At 50.3% G+C, this 19435-nt stretch carries 23 protein-coding genes; 12 read left to right on the top strand and 11 right to left on the bottom strand.

Annotated features, from left to right (window positions below):
• Positions 1 to 19 precede the first annotated feature (19 nt).
• The 7 genes from BBI15_RS05550 to BBI15_RS05580 form a co-directional block, all read right to left on the bottom strand.
• Entirely contained in the window at positions 20 to 940 is a 921-nt protein-coding gene (locus BBI15_RS05550; protein ID WP_068868671.1) for a peptidylprolyl isomerase, read from the bottom strand.
• Between the two features lie 248 nt (positions 941 to 1188).
• Positions 1189 to 1374 (bottom strand): hypothetical protein, encoded by a 186-nt coding sequence (locus BBI15_RS16615; protein WP_068868672.1) that lies wholly within the window; start codon positions 1372 to 1374, stop codon positions 1189 to 1191.
• Between the two features lie 59 nt (positions 1375 to 1433).
• Complete coding sequence (locus BBI15_RS05560; RefSeq protein WP_068868673.1) at positions 1434 to 1979, bottom strand: DUF3267 domain-containing protein; 546 nt, start codon at positions 1977 to 1979, stop codon at positions 1434 to 1436.
• 103 nt (positions 1980 to 2082) lie between these two features.
• Positions 2083 to 2643 (bottom strand): HTH-type transcriptional regulator Hpr, encoded by a 561-nt coding sequence (locus tag BBI15_RS05565; protein ID WP_068872521.1) that lies wholly within the window; start codon positions 2641 to 2643, stop codon positions 2083 to 2085.
• 116 nt (positions 2644 to 2759) lie between these two features.
• On the bottom strand, positions 2760 to 3197 hold the full coding sequence (locus tag BBI15_RS05570) for a YtxH domain-containing protein (protein WP_068868674.1): 438 nt from the start codon (positions 3195 to 3197) through the stop codon (positions 2760 to 2762).
• 123 nt (positions 3198 to 3320) lie between these two features.
• Positions 3321 to 3854 carry a tryptophan transporter gene (locus BBI15_RS05575; protein WP_068868675.1) on the bottom strand — a complete coding sequence of 178 codons (534 nt, stop codon included), beginning with the start codon at positions 3852 to 3854 and terminating at the stop codon, positions 3321 to 3323.
• A 103-nt stretch (positions 3855 to 3957) separates the two neighbouring features.
• Positions 3958 to 4389, bottom strand: a complete 432-nt coding sequence (locus BBI15_RS05580; RefSeq protein WP_068868676.1) for an HIT family protein — start codon at positions 4387 to 4389, stop codon at positions 3958 to 3960.
• 174 nt (positions 4390 to 4563) lie between these two features.
• Here BBI15_RS05580 and BBI15_RS05585 point away from each other — a divergent pair, with 174 nt between their 5' ends.
• Positions 4564 to 5313 carry an ABC transporter ATP-binding protein gene (locus BBI15_RS05585; RefSeq protein WP_068868677.1) on the top strand — a complete coding sequence of 250 codons (750 nt, stop codon included), beginning with the start codon at positions 4564 to 4566 and terminating at the stop codon, positions 5311 to 5313.
• Positions 5297 to 6517 (top strand): ABC transporter permease, encoded by a 1221-nt coding sequence (locus BBI15_RS05590; protein ID WP_068868678.1) that lies wholly within the window; start codon positions 5297 to 5299, stop codon positions 6515 to 6517. Before BBI15_RS05585 ends, BBI15_RS05590 begins: the two co-directional genes overlap by 17 nt.
• Before the next feature lie 54 nt (positions 6518 to 6571).
• Here BBI15_RS05590 and BBI15_RS05595 read toward each other — a convergent pair whose 3' ends face one another.
• From BBI15_RS05595 to BBI15_RS05605, 3 genes are all read right to left on the bottom strand, one after another.
• The gene (locus BBI15_RS05595; protein WP_068868679.1) at positions 6572 to 7738 is read right to left on the bottom strand and encodes a M20 metallopeptidase family protein; all 1167 of its coding nucleotides are present in this window, start codon (positions 7736 to 7738) and stop codon (positions 6572 to 6574) included.
• A gap of 78 nt (positions 7739 to 7816) precedes the next feature.
• A complete protein-coding gene (locus BBI15_RS05600; RefSeq protein WP_068868680.1) occupies positions 7817 to 8815 on the bottom strand; it encodes a sodium:calcium antiporter in 999 nt (332 codons plus the stop codon).
• A gap of 71 nt (positions 8816 to 8886) precedes the next feature.
• Positions 8887 to 9402, bottom strand: coding sequence for an antibiotic biosynthesis monooxygenase family protein (locus BBI15_RS05605; RefSeq protein WP_068868681.1), 516 nt, complete (start codon positions 9400 to 9402; stop codon positions 8887 to 8889).
• A 220-nt stretch (positions 9403 to 9622) separates the two neighbouring features.
• Between BBI15_RS05605 and hemE the strand changes: the two genes are divergently transcribed.
• From hemE to BBI15_RS05625, 4 genes are read left to right on the top strand one after another with little or no spacing between them, the layout of a single operon-like run.
• The gene (hemE, locus tag BBI15_RS05610) at positions 9623 to 10666 is read left to right on the top strand and encodes a uroporphyrinogen decarboxylase (protein WP_068868682.1); all 1044 of its coding nucleotides are present in this window, start codon (positions 9623 to 9625) and stop codon (positions 10664 to 10666) included.
• A 24-nt stretch (positions 10667 to 10690) separates the two neighbouring features.
• Positions 10691 to 11620, top strand: a complete 930-nt coding sequence (gene hemH, locus BBI15_RS05615) for a ferrochelatase (protein WP_068868683.1) — start codon at positions 10691 to 10693, stop codon at positions 11618 to 11620.
• Between the two features lie 24 nt (positions 11621 to 11644).
• The gene (hemG, locus tag BBI15_RS05620; protein ID WP_237150916.1) at positions 11645 to 13045 is read left to right on the top strand and encodes a protoporphyrinogen oxidase; all 1401 of its coding nucleotides are present in this window, start codon (positions 11645 to 11647) and stop codon (positions 13043 to 13045) included.
• Complete coding sequence (locus tag BBI15_RS05625) at positions 13042 to 13497, top strand: FixH family protein (protein WP_068868685.1); 456 nt, start codon at positions 13042 to 13044, stop codon at positions 13495 to 13497. The genes hemG and BBI15_RS05625 overlap by 4 nt, the downstream gene beginning before the upstream one ends.
• A gap of 96 nt (positions 13498 to 13593) precedes the next feature.
• On the opposite strand, the gene yhfH is transcribed toward BBI15_RS05625, so the two are convergent.
• Entirely contained in the window at positions 13594 to 13719 is a 126-nt protein-coding gene (yhfH, locus tag BBI15_RS05630) for a protein YhfH (protein WP_068868686.1), read from the bottom strand.
• A gap of 143 nt (positions 13720 to 13862) precedes the next feature.
• On the opposite strand from yhfH, the gene BBI15_RS05635 reads away from it, so the two are divergent.
• From BBI15_RS05635 to BBI15_RS05655, 6 genes are all read left to right on the top strand, one after another.
• Complete coding sequence (locus BBI15_RS05635) at positions 13863 to 14855, top strand: lipoate--protein ligase (RefSeq protein ID WP_068868687.1); 993 nt, start codon at positions 13863 to 13865, stop codon at positions 14853 to 14855.
• Positions 14856 to 14926: 71 nt separating this feature from the next.
• On the top strand, positions 14927 to 15631 hold the full coding sequence (locus BBI15_RS05640) for a response regulator transcription factor (RefSeq protein WP_068868688.1): 705 nt from the start codon (positions 14927 to 14929) through the stop codon (positions 15629 to 15631).
• The gene (locus BBI15_RS05645; protein WP_208599448.1) at positions 15628 to 16638 is read left to right on the top strand and encodes a sensor histidine kinase; all 1011 of its coding nucleotides are present in this window, start codon (positions 15628 to 15630) and stop codon (positions 16636 to 16638) included. The genes BBI15_RS05640 and BBI15_RS05645 overlap by 4 nt, the downstream gene beginning before the upstream one ends.
• Positions 16635 to 17408 (top strand): ABC transporter ATP-binding protein, encoded by a 774-nt coding sequence (locus BBI15_RS05650; protein WP_068868690.1) that lies wholly within the window; start codon positions 16635 to 16637, stop codon positions 17406 to 17408. The genes BBI15_RS05645 and BBI15_RS05650 overlap by 4 nt, the downstream gene beginning before the upstream one ends.
• Positions 17380 to 17775 carry an FtsX-like permease family protein gene (locus BBI15_RS16620; RefSeq protein ID WP_237150917.1) on the top strand — a complete coding sequence of 132 codons (396 nt, stop codon included), beginning with the start codon at positions 17380 to 17382 and terminating at the stop codon, positions 17773 to 17775. Before BBI15_RS05650 ends, BBI15_RS16620 begins: the two co-directional genes overlap by 29 nt.
• Positions 17718 to 19316: an FtsX-like permease family protein gene (locus BBI15_RS05655; protein WP_237150918.1), complete on the top strand. Its 1599-nt coding sequence runs from the start codon at positions 17718 to 17720 to the stop codon at positions 19314 to 19316. Before BBI15_RS16620 ends, BBI15_RS05655 begins: the two co-directional genes overlap by 58 nt.
• Positions 19317 to 19435: the final 119 nt, after the last annotated feature.

The raw sequence follows: 19435 nt of genomic DNA on the forward strand, positions 1-19435 counted from the left end.
GTCGGGGGTTTTGCTGTGCTTATTCAGCCGGAGTTTCTTCTTCAGTTGGGGCTCCTTCTTCTGGAGCCGGTTCCGTGTTGAGGATTTCATCCAATGCGCCTTCAAGTTCTTCGTCTTTGATGTCGATGTTCGCTTCTTCCATCAACGCCGCGACTTTCGGCAGCAAGGTGGACTGATCCGCTTTGGACATGGCGATTTCAGAACGCAAAGCTTCACGCTGTTCTTCAAGCGGCTTTTGCCCTTCGACTTCCCGTTTTTCCGTCACTTGGATAATGTGGAAACCATGCTGGGATTGGACCGGCTCGCTGATTTCATCGACTTCAAGTGAATAAGCCGCATCTTCGAATTCAGGAACCATCGCGCCTGTGCCGAACCAGTCAAGGGCGCCACCGTTAGCGGCAGATCCTGGGTCAGTGGAATATTCTTCCGCCAGCTCAGCGAAATCACCACCATCATCAAGTTTCTTTTTCACTTCGTTGGCTGTTTCTTCATCCGCAACGAGGATGTGGCGCGCATTCAGTTCCGTTCCTTGGCGTTCGTAGCGTTCTTCAATTTCTTCATCCGTCACTTCAACGTCTTCTGTCAATGCTTTTTCCTGAAGCAAGTTCAAGCGGATGACTTTTTTATAACTTTCTTCTGTATGGTTGTTCTGAGCGAGGAATTGTTCGAAGTTTTCGCCCATTTCTTCTTTATTGCTTTCAAGTTCCGCTTCGACTTCTTCATCCGATACTTCGTAGTTTGCACCTAGTACTTTTTCGATCATCAGGATTTGGATGGCTTGGTCGCCGACGGAGGTTTTCATCTCTTGGTAAAGTTCTTCTTTCGTTACGTCTCCTGCGTCGGAAGTAACGAGCACTTCGCTGTCGGAACCGTTGTCGCTGCATGCGGAAAGCGCAAGAACCGCTGCCGCGATGGAAAGGGTAAAGGCTGATTTCTTCATGAATGTTCGCTCCTAACTTTCTTTCAATCTAAGTTGAGTTTATAGGTGTGGACTGTTGATTTTCCGCAAAAGGATGATAGCCGCGAGCGTATTGCCACGTGCTGTTTTTGCGTTGATTTTCAATAGATGCCGTAGTTACTATATCATAAACGAATGAAAAAATAAAAAGTTCCAAAAAATTGCGAATCCGTCAAAGAGTAGGGGATTATGATTGCTTCCATAGAAAAAGCACTTGCTTTGGCAAGTGCTTACGGGGTGAATTCAACCCCGACATATAATGAAACAAGCAGGATTAGAATCAGTATGTTAATGGTACGAAAAATCTTTTCATGGTTTTCTTCGGGAATTTCCCGGGATGTAACAAGTGCTAATGTCATCCGATTGATCTGGAACAGATAAAATACGGAGAACATTACGACGAATGCGACTATCATGAGTTTCCTCCCCTCTGACCTTAACTTCCATTATAGCAAAACGGGAAGAAAAAAGCAGGTCAGGCAATTGGCTGCGGCACCAGGATCTCGAATCCCGTATCTGTCTCTTCGATAAGTGCATGCCGCGGCGAGCGCGCCAGGTTACGGATATAGATTAAATCCGTCACGGACAAAGCGCTATGGTATGCGAGCAAAATGGCGAAATAATGGCTGTAGGCCGGCCAAATGATGCTCAGTGCAATAATGGCCGTGTTGATGACTGCAAACGGCGCCAGAAGGGCCAACATGAAGCGTGATTTCCGTACCGGTTCTTTGATGTACAAAGAAATTGTCGGGCATAGCTTCAATTGTTTGCGCATGCTGATTTGCAGACATTTCCGGCTTCCGAGCAATGGCACTAGATGCAAAAGTTTATGGACAGGGTAGATCGAGAGCATCCCGGCCATGAACAGCAAAAAGTTCTGATCAGACAAAGGGTCTGCGTATAGGATGGCCAGCAGCATATAATAGCTGGTGAAAACCCCGGCGCCGATCAGCGCGGAAATGAAGAACAGGCGGTCAGAGCCATATTGTTTTTTGACGTTGATTGTTTTCCAGCAATGCATATGCGTATCTCCCATTGATGTAAAGTGTTGATGAACCGATACATACAATACAACGTTTCCTGGGGGAATGCAAGCTTCTGCGGCGAAATTTCCCGAGCTATTTTCAGGCGTTTTTATTCTCGGTCAGGACATGGTTTTCCTCGTTGAAACGGTTCTCAATATTCTTGAACGAGGCCTCGAAAATTTCCATAAAATCGTCGCCGTATATATTGCGGATGATGGCCATGACATCCATGAATTCAGGGAACTTGCCGTATAGATTGCGCAGCGGAATAGAGCCGTCGACGACGGAATGAGGCGTATCGTGGTAACGCTCGATCATCTCCTGCATCAATTCTTCACCTTTTTGGGTCAGTTCCACATATGTATTGCGTTTATCGGTATCGCGTTTTGAGAAGGACAGCAATTGGCGTTCCTCAAGTTTTTTCGAAAAATTGAATGCCGTCGAGACGTGCATGACCCCGAATTTTGCCACATCGGAAATGGAGGCTCCCTTCAAATGGTAGGAAATCCATAAAATGTGATGCTCATTAATATTCAAGTCATAAGGTTTTATCCACATCTGCCAATCTTTCTCCACAGCTTTCCATAAAGCTTTCGATAATTGCCCAATTCTTTGGCTGTACAGCATGGCTTCTTTCATTGTATATTCTTTGTCATTCACGCGAGCACCAACTTTCACCGGAAATATTTTCTTTATTATAGCAATAAAGCAAACTGAATTAAAGTGAGAATAGTAAAATAATTTGGTCAAAAAAAAAACAACTTGACCGATGAGGGTCAAGCTGTCTCTGAATCGTCGTCCTGCGCTTTTTTCGGATCGATTGCTGTCGGTTTGTCTTTTTTCTTTTCTTCTTCATCTTTGTCTTTGCTGATGGAGGCCTGAAGCTGCTCGATGGAGTTTTGAATTGCTTTGATCTCGAGTTGCAGGTGCTCTTTTGCCGGAGCCGTGCCTTCCTGCCATGACTGGAGGGAAGCTTTCAAGCCATCCACCGCTTCCGGAACTTGTGTTTTCGATTCTTCGGTCAAGTGGTTAATCGACTCTTTTAATTCATTGATGCGGGCTTTCAGCTCGTTCATCGATTCTTTCCATTCCGAGCCGCTCGATTTGATGGAAGTGCGCAATTCCTCACCGGATTTCGGCGCGGAAAGAATGGCTGTTACAGCACCGGCAATGAGACCGGCCCCAAGGCCTGCAAAAAAATTCGAAACTTTCATAAGTGTAAGCGCTCCTTTCGTATCTATCTTTCTTTTCCTTTATTTCACTTAATTAAAACATGGAATGAATGGCTATTCAATAAAAAATGCCTTTCCCTGTGAAAGGGAAAGGCATTTCAGGTATCAGCGAGCCTGCGCGGCTGTAGAACTTTGGAAGTTCGAGCGCTTCATGAGCCCCGTGACGATCGGGAACATGACTGCAAAGGCAACACCGTTCATGACGGTTGCCGGCACGACGACTGTTGCGAGCAAGAGTGTGAACGGGATGTCAGCGCCTAACATGAAGATGGCAGCTGATAGGAAAATAGTTCCTGACAGAACCGTCCCGATAGCAGCGAGCGCAATGCCGACCGGCAGCTTGGCCGCATGCTTTTTCAATAACGACACAAGCGCAAAAAAGACGAATGCGGTAACGAATTTATCGACAATGTTCGGGAAAAAGCCTCCCGGAAAGCTTGAAAACAATCCGGAAATGATGCCGGTCGTGACAGCGAGCAAAAAGACGCTTTTCACGTCACGGAATAGAAGTATTCCAATAAACATCATCGTCAGCATAAAGTCGGGTTTCATCCCGCCATTGATGCCTGGGATCATTACGTACAATGTCGCACCGACGCTGACAAGCAGCGCCATTAACACAAGGTTTTTCGTATTCATTTCTCATCTCTCCTCAGCTCATTCTAGTTTCTTTTTCCCGGGCGTGCCCTCATGGCCGCCGGCGAAAAACGTATTACGATCTTATCTCGTGCAGCACAGAAAATCAAGCCTCAGAGGCTAGCTTGGTTTTCACTTGCTCGGCAAGTTCCTGGATCTTCTCTGTGGTGAACTCTTTTTCCTTGGTCATCCATTTGGCGCCGAACCCATCGCTTGAGCCGTAGCGCGGGATGAAATGCAGATGGAAATGGAACACGCTTTGCCCGGCTTTCGGGCCGTTGTTGTTCAACAAGTTCATGCCTTCCGGTTCGAAGGTCTCTTTGATGGCGCTGGCGATCTTCGGCGCGACACTGAACAATTGAGCAGCTTCGTCCGGCGTCATGTCATAGACATACGGGCGGTGGGTTTTCGGGATTAAGAGCGTATGTCCTTTCGATAAAGGCATGATGTCCATAAAGGCATAGACATGCTCATCTTCGTACACTTTGACGCTCGGAATTTCCCCTGCAATGATTTTGCAAAAAATGCAATCGCTCATAAACTCATCCTTCCTGTAATGGGTTGGCCGTTCTTTTTTCAGTTTACCATATTCGGCAGCCTAGTCATCCTTCATTTCAGCTTGTCCCCGTCATCTGCATGCAGCGTCGCGTTTACTGAAAGAATTCGCTACGCAGTTTTGATACAATGGTAAATGAAGAAAGAGGTGTTGAAAGTGGCAATATTGGAAGTTGAAAATTTAACGGGCGGCTATACGAGAAAGCCTGTATTAAAAGATGTGAGTTTTTCGATAAAAAAAGGTGAATTGGTCGGACTGATCGGCTTGAACGGGGCAGGGAAGAGCACGACCATCAAGCATATCATCGGCATCATGCAGCCGAAATCCGGGGCGATCCGCCTTAACGGGCGAACATTCGAGGAAGGCATCGACGCTTACCGTTCCGCTTTTTCCTATATTCCGGAAACACCGGTGCTGTACGAGGAATTGACATTGCGCGAACATCTTGAACTGACAGCGATGGCTTACGGCCTGGAGCAAGAAGTCTTTGAACAGCGTTCCGCCGCTTTGTTGAAGGAATTCCGCATGGAAAAGCGGCTGAAATGGTTTCCATCCCATTTCTCGAAAGGGATGCGCCAGAAAGTCATGATCATGAGTGCCTTTCTCGTCGATCCGGATTTGTACATCATCGATGAACCGTTCGTCGGGCTCGACCCGCTCGGCATCAAGTCGCTGCTCGACCAGATGGAGCAGCAAAAGCGCAGCGGCGCATCAGTGCTCATGTCGACCCATATCCTGTCGACCGCAGAACGCTATTGCGACCGCATTATCCTTCTGCACAACGGGCGCGTGCGGGCAATCGGCACGATGCCGGAGTTGCGCCAGGCATTCGGCATGCCCGATGCCTCACTCGATGACTTGTATATCGCGATGACCGAGGATGACGACAATGAAGAACCTGCATGAAGTATGGGACAAGCGGCTCCGTCGCTATACGATGGAAGTCCAGAATTATTTAAAATTCATCGTCACCGGCCATATTGCCGTCGTCATGCTGTTCGTGATCGGTGCGGCCGGGTATGCCTATAGCGAATGGGTGCAAAATGTCCCGCCCGAATTTCCGGCAGCGCTATTGATGGCAGTATTGTTCGGGGCGCTATTGTCCTACAGCCCGCCGGTAACTTTATTGAAACAGGCGGACGGGGTGTATTTACTGCCTCTTGAAAGCCGGCTTGATGAATATTTGAAACCGGCACTTCGCTGGACGTATGTGTCGCAGCTCTATTTGCCGATTGTCGTATTTATCGTCTCCTTGCCGCTCATCAACGCATTATACGGCTTGCCTTCGTCTTATTTGATAGGCTTTCCGATTCTATTGCTGCTTGTGAAATGGTGGAATGTCAGGAGCGAATTCCATTGGCGAAAAGCAAGCGATGGCCATAAGGTCTGGCCGGAGCGCGCGGTCCGCTTCCTGCTCGTTGCCGGGTTTGTATGGTCGTATGTCGACGGATGGATTGTTGTTTCGGCGGTGTTTTTGTTCGCGATGATTTTCTACGGGAAATGGCTGGGGCGCCGCGCTGCGGGAAAAGCATTCCCTTATGGCCATTTCATCGAATTGGAAGAGAACCGTATGCTGCGCTTTTACCAGTTCGCCAATTATTTCACTGACGTCCCGCATTTGAAAGGAAAGGTCAGGGAACGCAGATGGCTCAACCCGATTTACCGGTTGATCAAGAGCAAAGCGTCCAATGCCCATTTATATCTAGTGAGCCGGACCTTCATCCGCTCGGATGAGCTGTTCTTTTTATGGGTGCGTTTGACACTGATCATCCTGGCCGGTGCTTGGCTCATCCCATTCCAAATCGCTATCGCTTTATTTGCCGGGGCCTTGGCGTTCGCTTCCACGATCCAATTATGGCAAGGCCTGAACCAGTCCCAGCATTTCCGCATGGACCAATTATTCCCGCTTAGCACGCATAGCCGTGAAAAAGCGGTATGGAAATGGGTGATCGCAGTCCAGTTGATCCAGGCTGTATCAGCATTGATCCTGCTGTTGGCATTGGGGCAGTTTGTGACAGCGCTACTTATCGCGGCAGTCATAGCCGTCGTTTCGATCGTAACGCTTGCGGGCGCCAGAAGAAAATCTGAACAGCTGAACAAACGAAAATAATTAAAAAGAGGGCTGGAGAAAATGAAAATTTCTCCAGCCCTTTTGCTATGTTGTTTATTCGTGGCAAGTGACGGCGGCTTTGCCGAGTGTCTTCGCGGCAATGAGCATCGCCTCTTCCTTAAAGTCGAATTTCGGGTGGTGATGCGGGTAGACTTCGCCGTCTGGCATCGCGCCCGTGAAGAAGAACGTGCCCGGGATTTCCTCGAGGTAATAGGCGAAATCCTCGCCGCCCATTTGCGGCGGGCAATTGAAGACTTCCTCTACGCCCGGCACATCTTTAGCGAGGTCCCTCAGGAATTCCGTCTCCTTTTCGTGGTTGACGACCGGCGGGTAGCCCCGGTGGAATTTGAAGTCGATATCGCTATTGGTCGAGATGGCCGTGCCTTTGGCGATGCGTTCCATCTCTTTTTCAACGAGGGTACGCGTTCCTTCGGTGAAGGATCTGACCGTCCCGTTAAGTTTTGATTGATCGGCAATGATATTGAACGGGTTTTCTGCAATGAATGATGCGATCGTAAGTACTGCAGACTCGAGCGGATCCACGCGGCGAGCGACAAGCTGCTGCAGGCTAGTGACAAGTTGTGCCCCCGTCACGACGGCATCGACGGTTTCATGTGGCATGGCGCCGTGGCCGCCGCGGCCTTGGACAGTGATCTCAAAGCGGTCCGCCGCGGCCATGATCGGGCCAGTCCGGTAATCGATCCGCCCGAATGGCGTCGTCGACCATAGATGGGTGCCGAAGATTACATCGACACCATCAAGCGCCCCGTCTTCGATCATCGGCTTCGCGCCGCCTGGGGCAAGCTCTTCTGCGTGCTGGTGAATGAGCACGTAGGTGCCAGGAAGTTCATCGCGCAGGCCGTGGAGGATTTTGCCGAGAACGAGCAATGTCGCTGTATGGCCGTCATGTCCGCACGCGTGTACAACGTTCGGCACAGTGGATTTATAGCTCGTTTCTTTCTGGTCCTGGATCGGCAAGGCGTCAAAATCGGCACGCAAGGCAACTGTCTTGCCGGGCTTGCCGCCACGGATCGTCGCGATGACGCCATTGCCTCCCACGCCAAAGCGGATATCGACACCGAGATCTTCATAAAAATCGCGGATATATTTAGCAGTCTTGGTTTCATGGAATGACGGCTCCGGATTCATGTGCAAGTAGCGGCGGATTTCCACCATTTCGGGGTAGGCGTTATCGAGCTCAGCAAAGATCTTCTCAATCATTGGATCATATCCTTCCTAATGTTCTGCATTTTCTCTAGTTTAACATAACAAAAAACAGAACGGGGAAGCCCCGTCCTGTCAGTAAGTGAAATTCAGATAGGAAGCGATGAAATAAAGCAGCACAACCAAAATGGACGGTATGCTATATGCCCATGTGGAAGCGGTCTTCGGCCGGTAAAGCGAAAACATGACCAGCACGCTCATGACGAGCACGGCGCTGGCGATGATGGAATTGGCGCCCGATACTTCAGCGATAATCGAACCTTCTACATAGATCGGGTCCGACAGAGCCAGGATGACCATATTGAAGATATTGCTGCCGAGTACAGCGCCGACCGCCATGTTGACATTGGATAGGCGGAGCGCGACAAAAACAGAGATCGCTTCTGGCAGGGAAGTGGCCGCAGCCACCAGGAAACTGCCGACAAAGCTCGAGCCGATTCCTGTTACAACAGCTATTTCATCACCGGTGATGGAAAGGGCGGTTCCTGCCGCCATGATGATCAAGGCCACAATGGCGAAACGGAAGCCCGCGTGTTTCGGCGATAGATGGGCGCTCGGGTTTTTCGGTGCTTTGGCATCGACGGGCTCATCATCCATATCAATGGTATCCAAGTTCGGCAATTTATTGATGATCAGCATACCGATTACATACGTGATGCCGATTGCCAGTGAATCGAGGCCGATCCCAAGGACCGTGACATCGGTGCGCAGCCATAATGCCAAGAGCAACAGCACAGTCAGAAAGATACCGAGCAAAGAAGAGTAAGTGTGGTCCTTGGATGCCCGCTCGAGCATGCGCCGGCGGTTCAGCAGCAAATCGAATCCAGCCAAGATAAATAAATTGAACAAATTCGAGCCGATCATATTGCCGACTGCGATATCGGCGTTTCCGATGGCGGCTGCCGAGAAACTTGTGGAAATTTCCGGTAAACTCGTGGCGCCTGCAAGCAGTAGCGTACCGACCATCATGCCGCCCATTGCTGACTTTTCACTGATGACATCCGCATACTGGGACAGTTTAATGGCGGCGAATACGGTAACTGCTGCAGCCAGCAAAAAATAAATGAATACCAATGGATATTCCTCCTATACGGGTTTCTTCTATAAAAATAAACAGCAAAACAGCCGGACTGGCCGGCCGTCGATCACTCGTCTTCTTCAGGTTTTGCTTTGTACATGGTGACGTAAGATGAACCGGAGAAGATATTGGCGCGAGGTGCTGTTGACTCTTCTTGCGGTTTCTCCGAATGCGCTTTGGCAAAAGCTTGAGATTCTTTCCATTTCTCGTAGAATGCCGGTGATTCCCATTCAGTCAATACGACGTACGTATCGGAATCGAGCGGGCGCAACACGCGGAAAGCGACATAGCCAGGCTCGTTTTCGATGGCGCCGGCACGGTTCTTGAAGCGGTGCTCAAAAACAGGGCGGCCTTCGTCGGCAACCGGGATATTATTCATGACGAAAAATCCTTTTTCACGGAATTCACCGGTGCCATCGACCACTTCAAAGCGGCGGGGGGTCTGGAAAATGGATTTGCCTTCGGTTTCATGCAATAACAAAGTCGTGTTTTCGCCTTGCATCAGCACCATCGTTTCGTCTGCATGCTTTTCGCGCATTTTTTTCATGAATTCGTATGTTCCTGTCGTCATGTAAATATTCATTGAAAATCCTCCTAATCATCGGGATACATTTTGAATTACTATCTCACTTTTCCCTAAAATCAGGCGCTTGAAACAGATGGTGTCGAATCGGTGAAGGCAATCGGGTCTAATTTATGACAATTGCCGCCGGATTCTATACAATAGGGGGCGGAGCGTCTATAGTATAGACGGATAATGACGGATAAACTATAGCCGCAAAGACTGAAGGGATGAATAATTCATGACTTTTAACGATACGTACCTACGCGCAGCGCGCGGAGAAAAAACCGATCATGTGCCAGTATGGTATATGCGCCAGGCTGGGCGTTCACAGCCGGAATACCGCAAGATCAAAGAAAAATATTCCTTGGAGGAAATCACGCATCAGCCGGAACTTTGTGCTTATGTGACGAAACTGCCGGTCGATCAATACGATGTCGATGCAGCGATTCTTTACAAAGATATCGTGACACCGCTTCCAGCGATCGGCGTGGACGTCAAGATCAAGGCTGGCGTCGGGCCGGTCATCAGCAATCCGATCCGCACAAAAGCGGATATCGACCGCCTCGGGGAGATCAATCCCGAACAGGATGTCGACTATGTCCTGAAAACGATCAAATTGCTGACGGAGGAGCAGTTGAATGTGCCGCTCATCGGTTTTGCCGGCGCCCCGTTCACCTTGGCGAGCTATATGATCGAAGGCGGCCCTTCGAGAAGCTATAACAAAACAAAGGCAATGATGGTATCAGAGCCTGAAATGTGGTTTGCGCTTATGGATAAATTGGCAGACACGATCATTCCTTATGTGAAAGCGCAAATCCACGCCGGCGCGAAAGCGATCCAAATATTCGATTCCTGGGTCGGTGCATTGAATGTGGAAGATTACCGTATCTTCATCAAGCCGGTCATGGACCGCATCTTCAAGGAAATCGGCGAAGAAGGCGTACCGATGACGATCTTTGGCGTCGGCGCAAGCCATCTGGCGAAAGAATGGCATGACCTGCCGGTGGATGTTGTCGGTCTGGATTGGCGTTTGCCGATCGCTGAAGCACGCGAAAAAGGCTTGACGAAAGCCTTGATGGGCAATTTCGATCCGTCTTATTTGCTGGCGGATTGGTCGGTCATCGAAGAACGCACGAAAAAAATCCTGGATATGGGCATGCAGGATGATGGCTATATCTTCAACCTTGGGCACGGTGTATTCCCGGAAGTACAGCCGGATACGCTTAAGCGCCTGACGGCATTTGTCCATGAATACAGCTCAGCATACAAAAAACAGAACTAACAAATCTTTGACGAGGTGATTGAGATGAAAAAGACAATGGGATTATTGGTAATGGCGTATGGCACGCCTTATTCAGAAGATGATATCGAGCGCTACTACACGCATATCCGCCACGGCCGCAAGCCAAGCGAAGAAGCCTTGCAGGATTTGAAAGACCGCTACAAAGCAATCGGCGGCATTTCACCACTGGCGAAAATCACCGAAGACCAGGCAAACGGCTTGTGCAAGCGCCTGAATGAATTGCAGGACGAGATTGAGTTCAAGATGTATCTCGGCTTGAAGCATATCGAGCCCTTCGTGGAAGACGGTGTGGAAGAGATGAAGAAAGACGGCATCGAAGAAGCGGTTTCAATCGTTCTTGCGCCACATTTTTCGACATTCTCGGTTAAATCCTATAATGGCCGTGCCAAAGAAACCGCCGATAAACTCGGCATCAAGCTGACTTCCGTAGAAAGCTGGTACACAGAGCCGAAATTCATCCAGTTCTGGAGCGAGAAAGTGAGCGCGGCATTCGCTGAAATGTCAGAAGAAGAACGTGCGAAAGCCTGCCTGATCGTATCTGCGCATTCCTTGCCGGAGAAAATTATCGCAAACGGTGACCCGTATCCGGATCAATTGAAAGAAACAGCGGATTTGATTGCTGAAGCGGCAGGCGTCGAAAATTACGAAATCGGCTGGCAAAGCGCTGGGCAGACGCCTGAGCCTTGGATCGGGCCGGACGTCCAGGATTTGACGCGCGACTTACATGAGGAGAAAGGCTATGACTCCTTCGTCTACACGCCGGTCGGCTTTATTACAGATCATTTGGAAGTCCTGTACGATAACGATTACGAATGCAAAGTTGTCTGCGATGAAATAGGCGCAACCTACCGCCGTCCGGAAATGCCGAATGTAGACCCGTTGTTTATCGATGGAATGGCCAACGTCGTCTTGAACAAATTGAACGAAAACTGATCAATCCGGGAGCGGTGAGCGATTGTGGATCATGCAAATGTGAAAGTGGCCATTATTGGAGGCGGCATAACAGGATTATCCGCTGCATTTTACGTGCAGAAATTGGCGGCTGAGCAAAAACAGCCACTCGATCTCACCGTCATCGACTCCGCCCATCGCCTTGGCGGCAAGATACACACCAGCAGCCAGGATGGGTTTCTGATTGAACGGGGGCCCGATGCTTTCGTTTCAAGAAAAGACCACGAAATCCGCGCGCTTGCCGAAGAACTGGGCATCTCACAAAAAATCGTTTCGAGTGCGCCCGGAGATGTCCATATCGCGGCAAATGGCAAGCTTCATCCCTTGCCGCGAGGCACTGTCATGGGCATCCCCCTGAGCTTGAAAAGCCTATGGGCAGCCTCGAGCTGTTCGATCGGCGGCAGGCTGCGCGCGATGGCGGATCTATTCTTGCCGGATACTGATAAAACAGCCAATACGCCGCTTGGCAGTTACCTGCGGCGTCGTTTCGGCAATGAATATGTAGAAAATATGATCGAACCGATGTTTTCGGGCGTTTATGCCGGAGACATCGACCGCTTGAGCATCGACTCGGCATTTCCGGAAGCGCTGAAGGCCCAAGGGAGCCTGATGCGCAGCTTGAAACGCCAGCCCCTGAGCGAGCAGCGGGAATTCAGCGGACTCTTTGAAACCTTTGAAGGGGGCTTGGAGACGCTCGTCCAGGCCATTGAGCAAAGGCTCAACTGCCGGATTGCGAAAGGCGTGAAAGCACAAACCATCTCGCATTCAGGCCAGCAACGCATTGTGCTTGGCTTGAGCGATGGCGAAACGCTGGAAGCGGATCATGTCATTTTAGCGATTCCCCATCGCCAGGCAGCCGCTTTGTTCGAGCCCCATGGAATCGCCAAAAGCCTGACAGCCATCCCGCAGACCTCCATCGCTACCGTCACGATGATTTTTCCCGAACAGAGCGAATGGCCAGGGCGAGGGGGTACGGGTTTCACGGTGGCGCGCAATAACGATTCGTCCATCTCAGCTTGTTCGATCAGCCACCTCAAATGGCCGGCGCTCATTCCCGAAAACCGGATCATGGTCCGGTCTTTCATTGGGCGGGTCGGCGATGAGGCGGTCGTGGAACTGCCGGATGCAGAAATTGGCGAATTGGTGATGGCCGATTTGAATAGGTGGCTCGGTCTTGAGCAGCCACCGGAACGGATGGTCATCTCGAGATGGAAAGACGCCATGCCCCAATATTTGGCCGGCCATGAAACGAAGGTCAGCACTGCACGGAGCGAAATCAGCCGCATGTTTCCTGGCGTCCAGATTGCCGGCGGATCCTATGCAGGTTTTGGTTTGCCGCTTTGTGTCAAACAAGGGCAACAGGCAGCTGAAGCTGTTTTCAACAGGAATAAGGAGGAAATGACATGAAGAAATGGATCGCTCTTATGCTGCTGATGCTGCTTTTGGCAGCATGCGGCGAAGAAGGTTCATCGGCTGGCACGGGCGAGATGCTTCAGGAAGTGGAAGTTGAGTTCAATACAGGCGAAACAGCCGAGCCTGGCGAAGAAGTGCTGCTATCGGCTACCGTTACACAAGGGGCCGAAGCGGTCGAAGATGCCGATGAAGTGGTCTTTGAGGTATGGCGATCAGGGAATCGCGAGGACAGCGAGATGTTAGAAGGGGCCCATACACAAGACGGGATTTATGAACATGCATGGGCGGCAGAAGAAGAAGGGCTGTATTTCATCCAAGCCCATACAACAGCCCGCCGCATGCATGTTATGCCAAAAATGGAATTAACCGTAGGCAACCCGGATCCGGAGACGATCGTGCCTGATGACAGTGAAGATGCAGATGCCATGGAAAAGATGGGGCATTGAAATTCGGATCTGTACCATTCGGATAAGGTGTTGTGCAACAGCTGGAATGAACGCATAAAAAAACGGCCGGAGAATCTCTCCGGCCGTTTTGCCTGTTCAGATATCGTTGCAGGTCTGGCAGTGATTGCCGTAGCACTCATGCTGCTCTTCGATTTTCTCTCCGCAAGTGGCACACTGTTTCGGGGGCAAGTTCTTGAAGAATTCGACTACGTTTTCAATCATTTCTACCAGCTCCTTTTGTTATAGTACTGTTAGTGATAAACACAGTGTATTATAACAGTTTCGATCCGTCAACCCTCAACCGTGATTATTTTTAAAAATTCCGTTAAAATAAAGACAGTCACCAGTAAAAAAGGAGAGAGAGCATGTATTTCGTAGATAATAAAGGCATTACAGACCCGCGCATCAACTTAGCGATCGAGGAATACTTATTGAAAACGATGGATGTCGAGCAAAATCCATTCTTGCTGTTCTATATCAATGAACCGTCCATCATCATCGGCAAAAACCAGAACACGGCAGAAGAGATCAACACCGATTACGTCGATTCGAATGGCATTCACGTCGTGCGCCGGCTTTCGGGCGGTGGGGCGGTCTATCATGACCACGGCAATTTGAATTTCAGTTTCATCACGAAAGACGACGGCAATAGCTTCCGTGATTTCCGCAAGTTCACGGAACCAGTCGTCAAGGCTTTGCAGGACATGGGAGTCAACGCCGAGCTTTCGGGCCGGAACGATCTTCTGGCGGAAGGGCGCAAGATTTCAGGCAACGCCCAGTTCGCGACAAGAGGCCGCATGTATAGCCACGGTACGCTGCTATTCGATACGAAAATGGATGAAGTCGTTTCGGCTCTGAAAGTAAGCAAGGAAAAGATCGAGTCGAAAGGCATTAAATCGATCCGCAGCCGTGTGGCGAATATTTCGGAATTCCTCGACCAGGATATGTCGGTCGAACAATTCCGTGAAGCGTTGCTGCATTCCATTTTTGACGGCCAGGATAATGTCCGCTTCTGGGAACTGACGGATGAAGATTGGGAAAATATCCATGAATTGTCCAAGGAACGCTACGCGAATTGGGAATGGAATTATGGGAAGTCGCCAAAGTTCAACATTAAGCATTCCCATCGCTTCCCAGTCGGCGGCATCGATGTCCGCCTTCAAGTAGAGAAAGGGATCGTGCAGGAAGCGAATATTTACGGCGACTTTTTCGGGGTCGGCGATGTAGCGGAAATCGAGCAGGCCATCACCGGCGTGAAATACGAACGCGCTGCGCTTGCCGAAGCGATCGAAGGGATCGACATCCCGAAATTGCTCGGGGGAATCACGACAGAAGATTTCCTCAAGTTGATTTATTAAGATTTTTTGTGGAGCCTGCTTTCGAGCAGGCTCTTTTGTTAGAATAGAAAGAAACGAGAGGGGGAAGAGATATGGGTGAACAGCGGATATTCATTGTAGAGGATGATACAAAGATCGCTTCGCTATTATCCGATACCTTGCAAAAATACCATTACCAAGTGGAAACCGCGAAAGACTTCGACCGCATCTTGGAGGAGTTCGCTGCCTTCGACCCCCATTTGATTCTTTTGGATATCAATTTGCCTTCTTATGACGGGTATTATTGGTGCCGGCAGTTGAGGCAGCAGACGACTTGCCCGATCCTGTTCATTTCCGCCAGGTCAGGCGAGATGGACCAAGTATTTGCGCTTGAAAATGGCGGCGATGATTTCATTACGAAACCTTTCCATTATGAAATCGTCCTTGCAAAAATAAGAAGCCATTTAAGAAGGGCTTATGGGGAATATGCGCCGAAACAAGAAGAACGCACGGTTCGTGCAGGACGGCTTGTGTTGTACATGGAGCGGCTGGAATTGCATTGCCGGGAAACGGAAATCCCGCTCCAGAAAAAAGAAAGCACCATTTTAGAACTATTGATGGATGCGTATCCGAAAGTGGTGACGCGCGAGCAATTGCTCGAAGAACTGTGGGATGACCAGGCATTTGTCGATGAAAACACCTTGAACGTCAATATGGCCCGTGTGCGCAAGAAACTGACGGATTATGGCATCCAAAGTTTCATTGAGACGGTGCGCGGCGCCGGCTACCGTCTTGTGCTCGGCAGGGAGGAGCAATGATGCTGCGGTTATTCATGCGTGAACATGCCGCATTTATCGTGTTCCAGTTCTTACTTGTCGGCTTCATCCTCATGCTTTACTGGCTCGATGGATTCCGCAATGTGGAGACCGCGGTCTATTCGTTCATCATCAGCTTATTGCTGCTTGGCAGTTTTCTCGGCGTCCGTTTTGCGATGCGCTACCGGTATTACGAGCGGTTGCTCAGCGACCCGCCGAATATGGAACATGCTTTGCAGCGGGAGGGGCGTTCGCCGGAACAAAAGCAGACGGAACAGTATATGCAGAAACTGTACCGCCTCTATCAATACGAAGTTCAGTCACTGTACGCGGGCCAGACGCGCCACCTGCAATTCATCAATCAATGGGTGCACCAGATGAAGACGCCGCTATCGGTCATGCATTTGTTATTGCAGGAGCCCGAAGAACTGGATAAGGCAAGCATCCGCGAAGAAGTGGACCGTCTGCGCGCAGGGCTGGACACAGTCCTGATGAACGCCCGCCTCGATACATTCGAGCAGGACATGCAAATCGAGCAGGCATCGCTGCGTGGCATGGTCTCCGAGATGGTGACGGAAAACAAGCGCTTGTTCATCTCGCGCCGTGTCTATCCGGAAATCGATATCGACGAACGCTATCAAGTGGCGACAGACCGCAAATGGATGAAGTTCATCATCGGCCAATTGCTGACGAATGCGGTGAAATATACATTCGAAGAAAACAAGAAACTGTACATCCGGGCGAGCTGCCTAGAAGGCACGATTACCTTGTCGGTGCAAGATGAAGGCATCGGCATCCCGCCCTCGGATTTGCCGCGCGTCACCAAAGCCTTCTTCACAGGAGAGAACGGGCGCCTGAGTGGCGAGTCGACCGGCATGGGGCTGTATCTGGCCCAGGAAGTATGCAACCGGCTTGGCCATGAACTGGAAATCACTTCATCGAAAGGCCAAGGGACGACCGTATCGATCGTCTTTCCGTATCAGGAACAGAATGTAGGGGGAACAACATGACAGTAGTGAAAATCGATGAAGTGACTAAAGTCTATGAAGGAAAAGTGACGCATCGTGCATTGAACCAATTAAGCTTCGAGGTGGAAAAAGGGGAATTTTTAGCCGTGATGGGCCCTTCCGGAAGCGGCAAGACGACGCTATTGAACTTGATTTCAACCATCGATTCATTGACTTCGGGCACTATCCTCATCAACGGCATCAATCCGCATTCCTTGGATAAGGACGAACTGCCGCTATTCCGCCGGCGCCAGCTCGGGTTTGTGTTCCAGGATTTCAACTTGCTGCAGATGCTGACCGTCGAGGAAAACCTGGTACTGCCGCTGACGCTTGACGGCATGCCGGTGAAGGAAATGGAAAGCCGCGTCCAGGAATTGGCGGCGCGGCTTCATTTGCAACCGTTCCTCCATAAGAAGCCGAATGAAATTTCCGGCGGGGAAGCGCAGCGCACGGCAATCGGGCGCGCGCTCATCCACCGCCCGGCGCTTATACTCGCGGACGAACCGACCGGCAATCTCGATTCAAAAGCATCCAAGGATGTGCTCGAGCTATTGAGCGGCTTGAGCCGTGAAGAAGGGACGACGATCATCATGGTGACGCACGACCCGATCGCGGCGAGCTATTGCGACCGGGTGCTGTTCATCAAAGACGGCGAATTCTTCAATGAAATCTACGGCGACGAGCGCCGCCAGACATTCTACCAAAAGATCCTCAACGTGTTATCTCTATTGGGAGGCTCCGTCAATGACCTTTCGCCAACTCGCCTTCCGTAACGTTTTCAGGAATTTGAGAAGCTACGCAGCTTTCCTGTTGGCCAGCGTCTTTTCGGTCATGGTGTTTTTCATTTATTCGATGTTCATCTTCCATCCGTTATTCGAGGAAGAAGGATTCCGCGTACTGGCCGTGCGCGGCATGTTCATCGCGGAAATCGTGCTGTATATTTTTACGCTGTTCTTCCTGTTCTATTCCTTGAGCGCGTTTTTGCAGGCACGGACGAAAGAATTCGGCGTCTTGATGCATCTCGGGATGAGCAAGAAGCAGCTTAACAAATTGGTGTTTTTCGAGACGATGATCCTCGGGGCTTGTCGACAGCGGCAGGCATTATCTTCGGTTTCGCGTTCACGAAATTCTTTTTCATGATCGGGCGCGAAATCATGCAATTAGAGGCATTGCCGCTGTATTTCTCCTGGAAACCGTTTGTGCTGACTGTTGGCGCTTTTGCCAGTTTATTTATCATTATCTCGCTTATCAGCGTGTCTTTTATCCGCACGAAACGCGTCGTCGATTTGCTGGAGGGCTTTTGGAAGGCCGATGAGGAAGCGGCATATTCACCGGCCTTGTCGGCGTTCGGATTGGTGCTGCTCGGGATCGCCTATTTCCTCGCGGCGACGGTTTCCGACCGGACCGTTTACATCATGGTGTTCATCGTCCCGCCACTCGCGACGATCGGCACGTATTTGTTTTTCACGCATTCGATCCACACCTTCCTTCAATTGTATAAGAAGCGACGCAGTATCTATTGGCATAAAACGCGACTCGTGTCGCTTGCGGAAGCAGCGGTCAAATTAAAGGACAGCGCTCAAATGTTCTTTATCGTGACCATTGTCTCGACGGTCGCTTTCCTGACGGTCGGCACGCTTGCCTCATTCACTTCCTATACAGCGGAGTTCCGGCAAAGCAACCCGCTCGGCTTGATTTACGTTTCTTTTGAAGGCAATACACTCGAACAGCAGCAACTCGGCCAGTTGGAGCGCGAACTCGAACAACAACAGCTCGCTTATACGCTCGTGCCTTTGGAAGTGAAGCGGCAGACCTCGAGCGCCAGCGGAAATGACGTCGACATCATGGCCTTGTCCGAGTTCAACCGGCTCGCCGTGGCGCTCGGCCATAACCCGGCAACGCTTCAAGCGGGCGAAGCGATGTTCGTGCCGTTTTCACAGGAATCGCTCCGTGAGCTGCAAAGAAGTTACGCCGAAACGGAATTGCTGGAAAGCGGGGTGGAGCTGACCATCGATCAGACCTACCCGCAAGTGCTGTTTCCGGCACATACCTTGAACGCCAATACGATCATCTTAAATAATGAGGATTTCAGCAAAGTCGACGAACCATTGATGGGTTATCCGCCAGGCGCATCGGATTTCCGCTACTATGCCTTCCATGTGCCGGATTGGACAGAAACCGTCTCGATCGGCGAAACCGTCCGCTACCCGGTCAGCGAGGCGATGGTCAGCGGGAATTTCACTGGCCTCAATTATTATTTCGAGAATCCGGGATACGAGTACCGCTGGTTCAAATCATCCTTTGCGCTATTATTGTTCATTGGCTTGATGGTGGCGGCGGTGTTCCTGCTGGCAGCCGGCAGCTTCATTTATTTTAAATTGTATACAGGGCTTGAGCGCGACCGCAGGCAATATCAATTGATGGTGCGCCTTGGGATGACGGAGCGAGAACTCGGCAAAATCGTCAACCGCCAGCTTGTGCCGCTGTTCTTCCTGCCATGGGCACTGGCCCTGCTTCACAGTGCTTTTGCGTTCATCTCGCTCCAAGTCGTGTGGGATGAGTTTGCGGAGCTATCGATTTTATCAGAGATGGCGATAGTGCTCGGCGGCTTTACGCTCATGCAGATTCTCTATTTCTACCTGATCCGTTGGCGCTATATCGCCCATTTGAAAGCGTATTGAGTGGAAGTGGCCGCTGGAATAATCCAGCGGCTTTTTTGCTGGGGATTTTTGGTGGGCAGTTGTATTGTCTGAAGATTTATTTTATAATGAAAACAGTAAATATGAATGAGTATTCATTC

Source organism: Planococcus plakortidis (assembly GCF_001687605.2).
Classification (GTDB): Bacteria; Bacillota; Bacilli; order Bacillales_A; family Planococcaceae; genus Planococcus; species Planococcus plakortidis.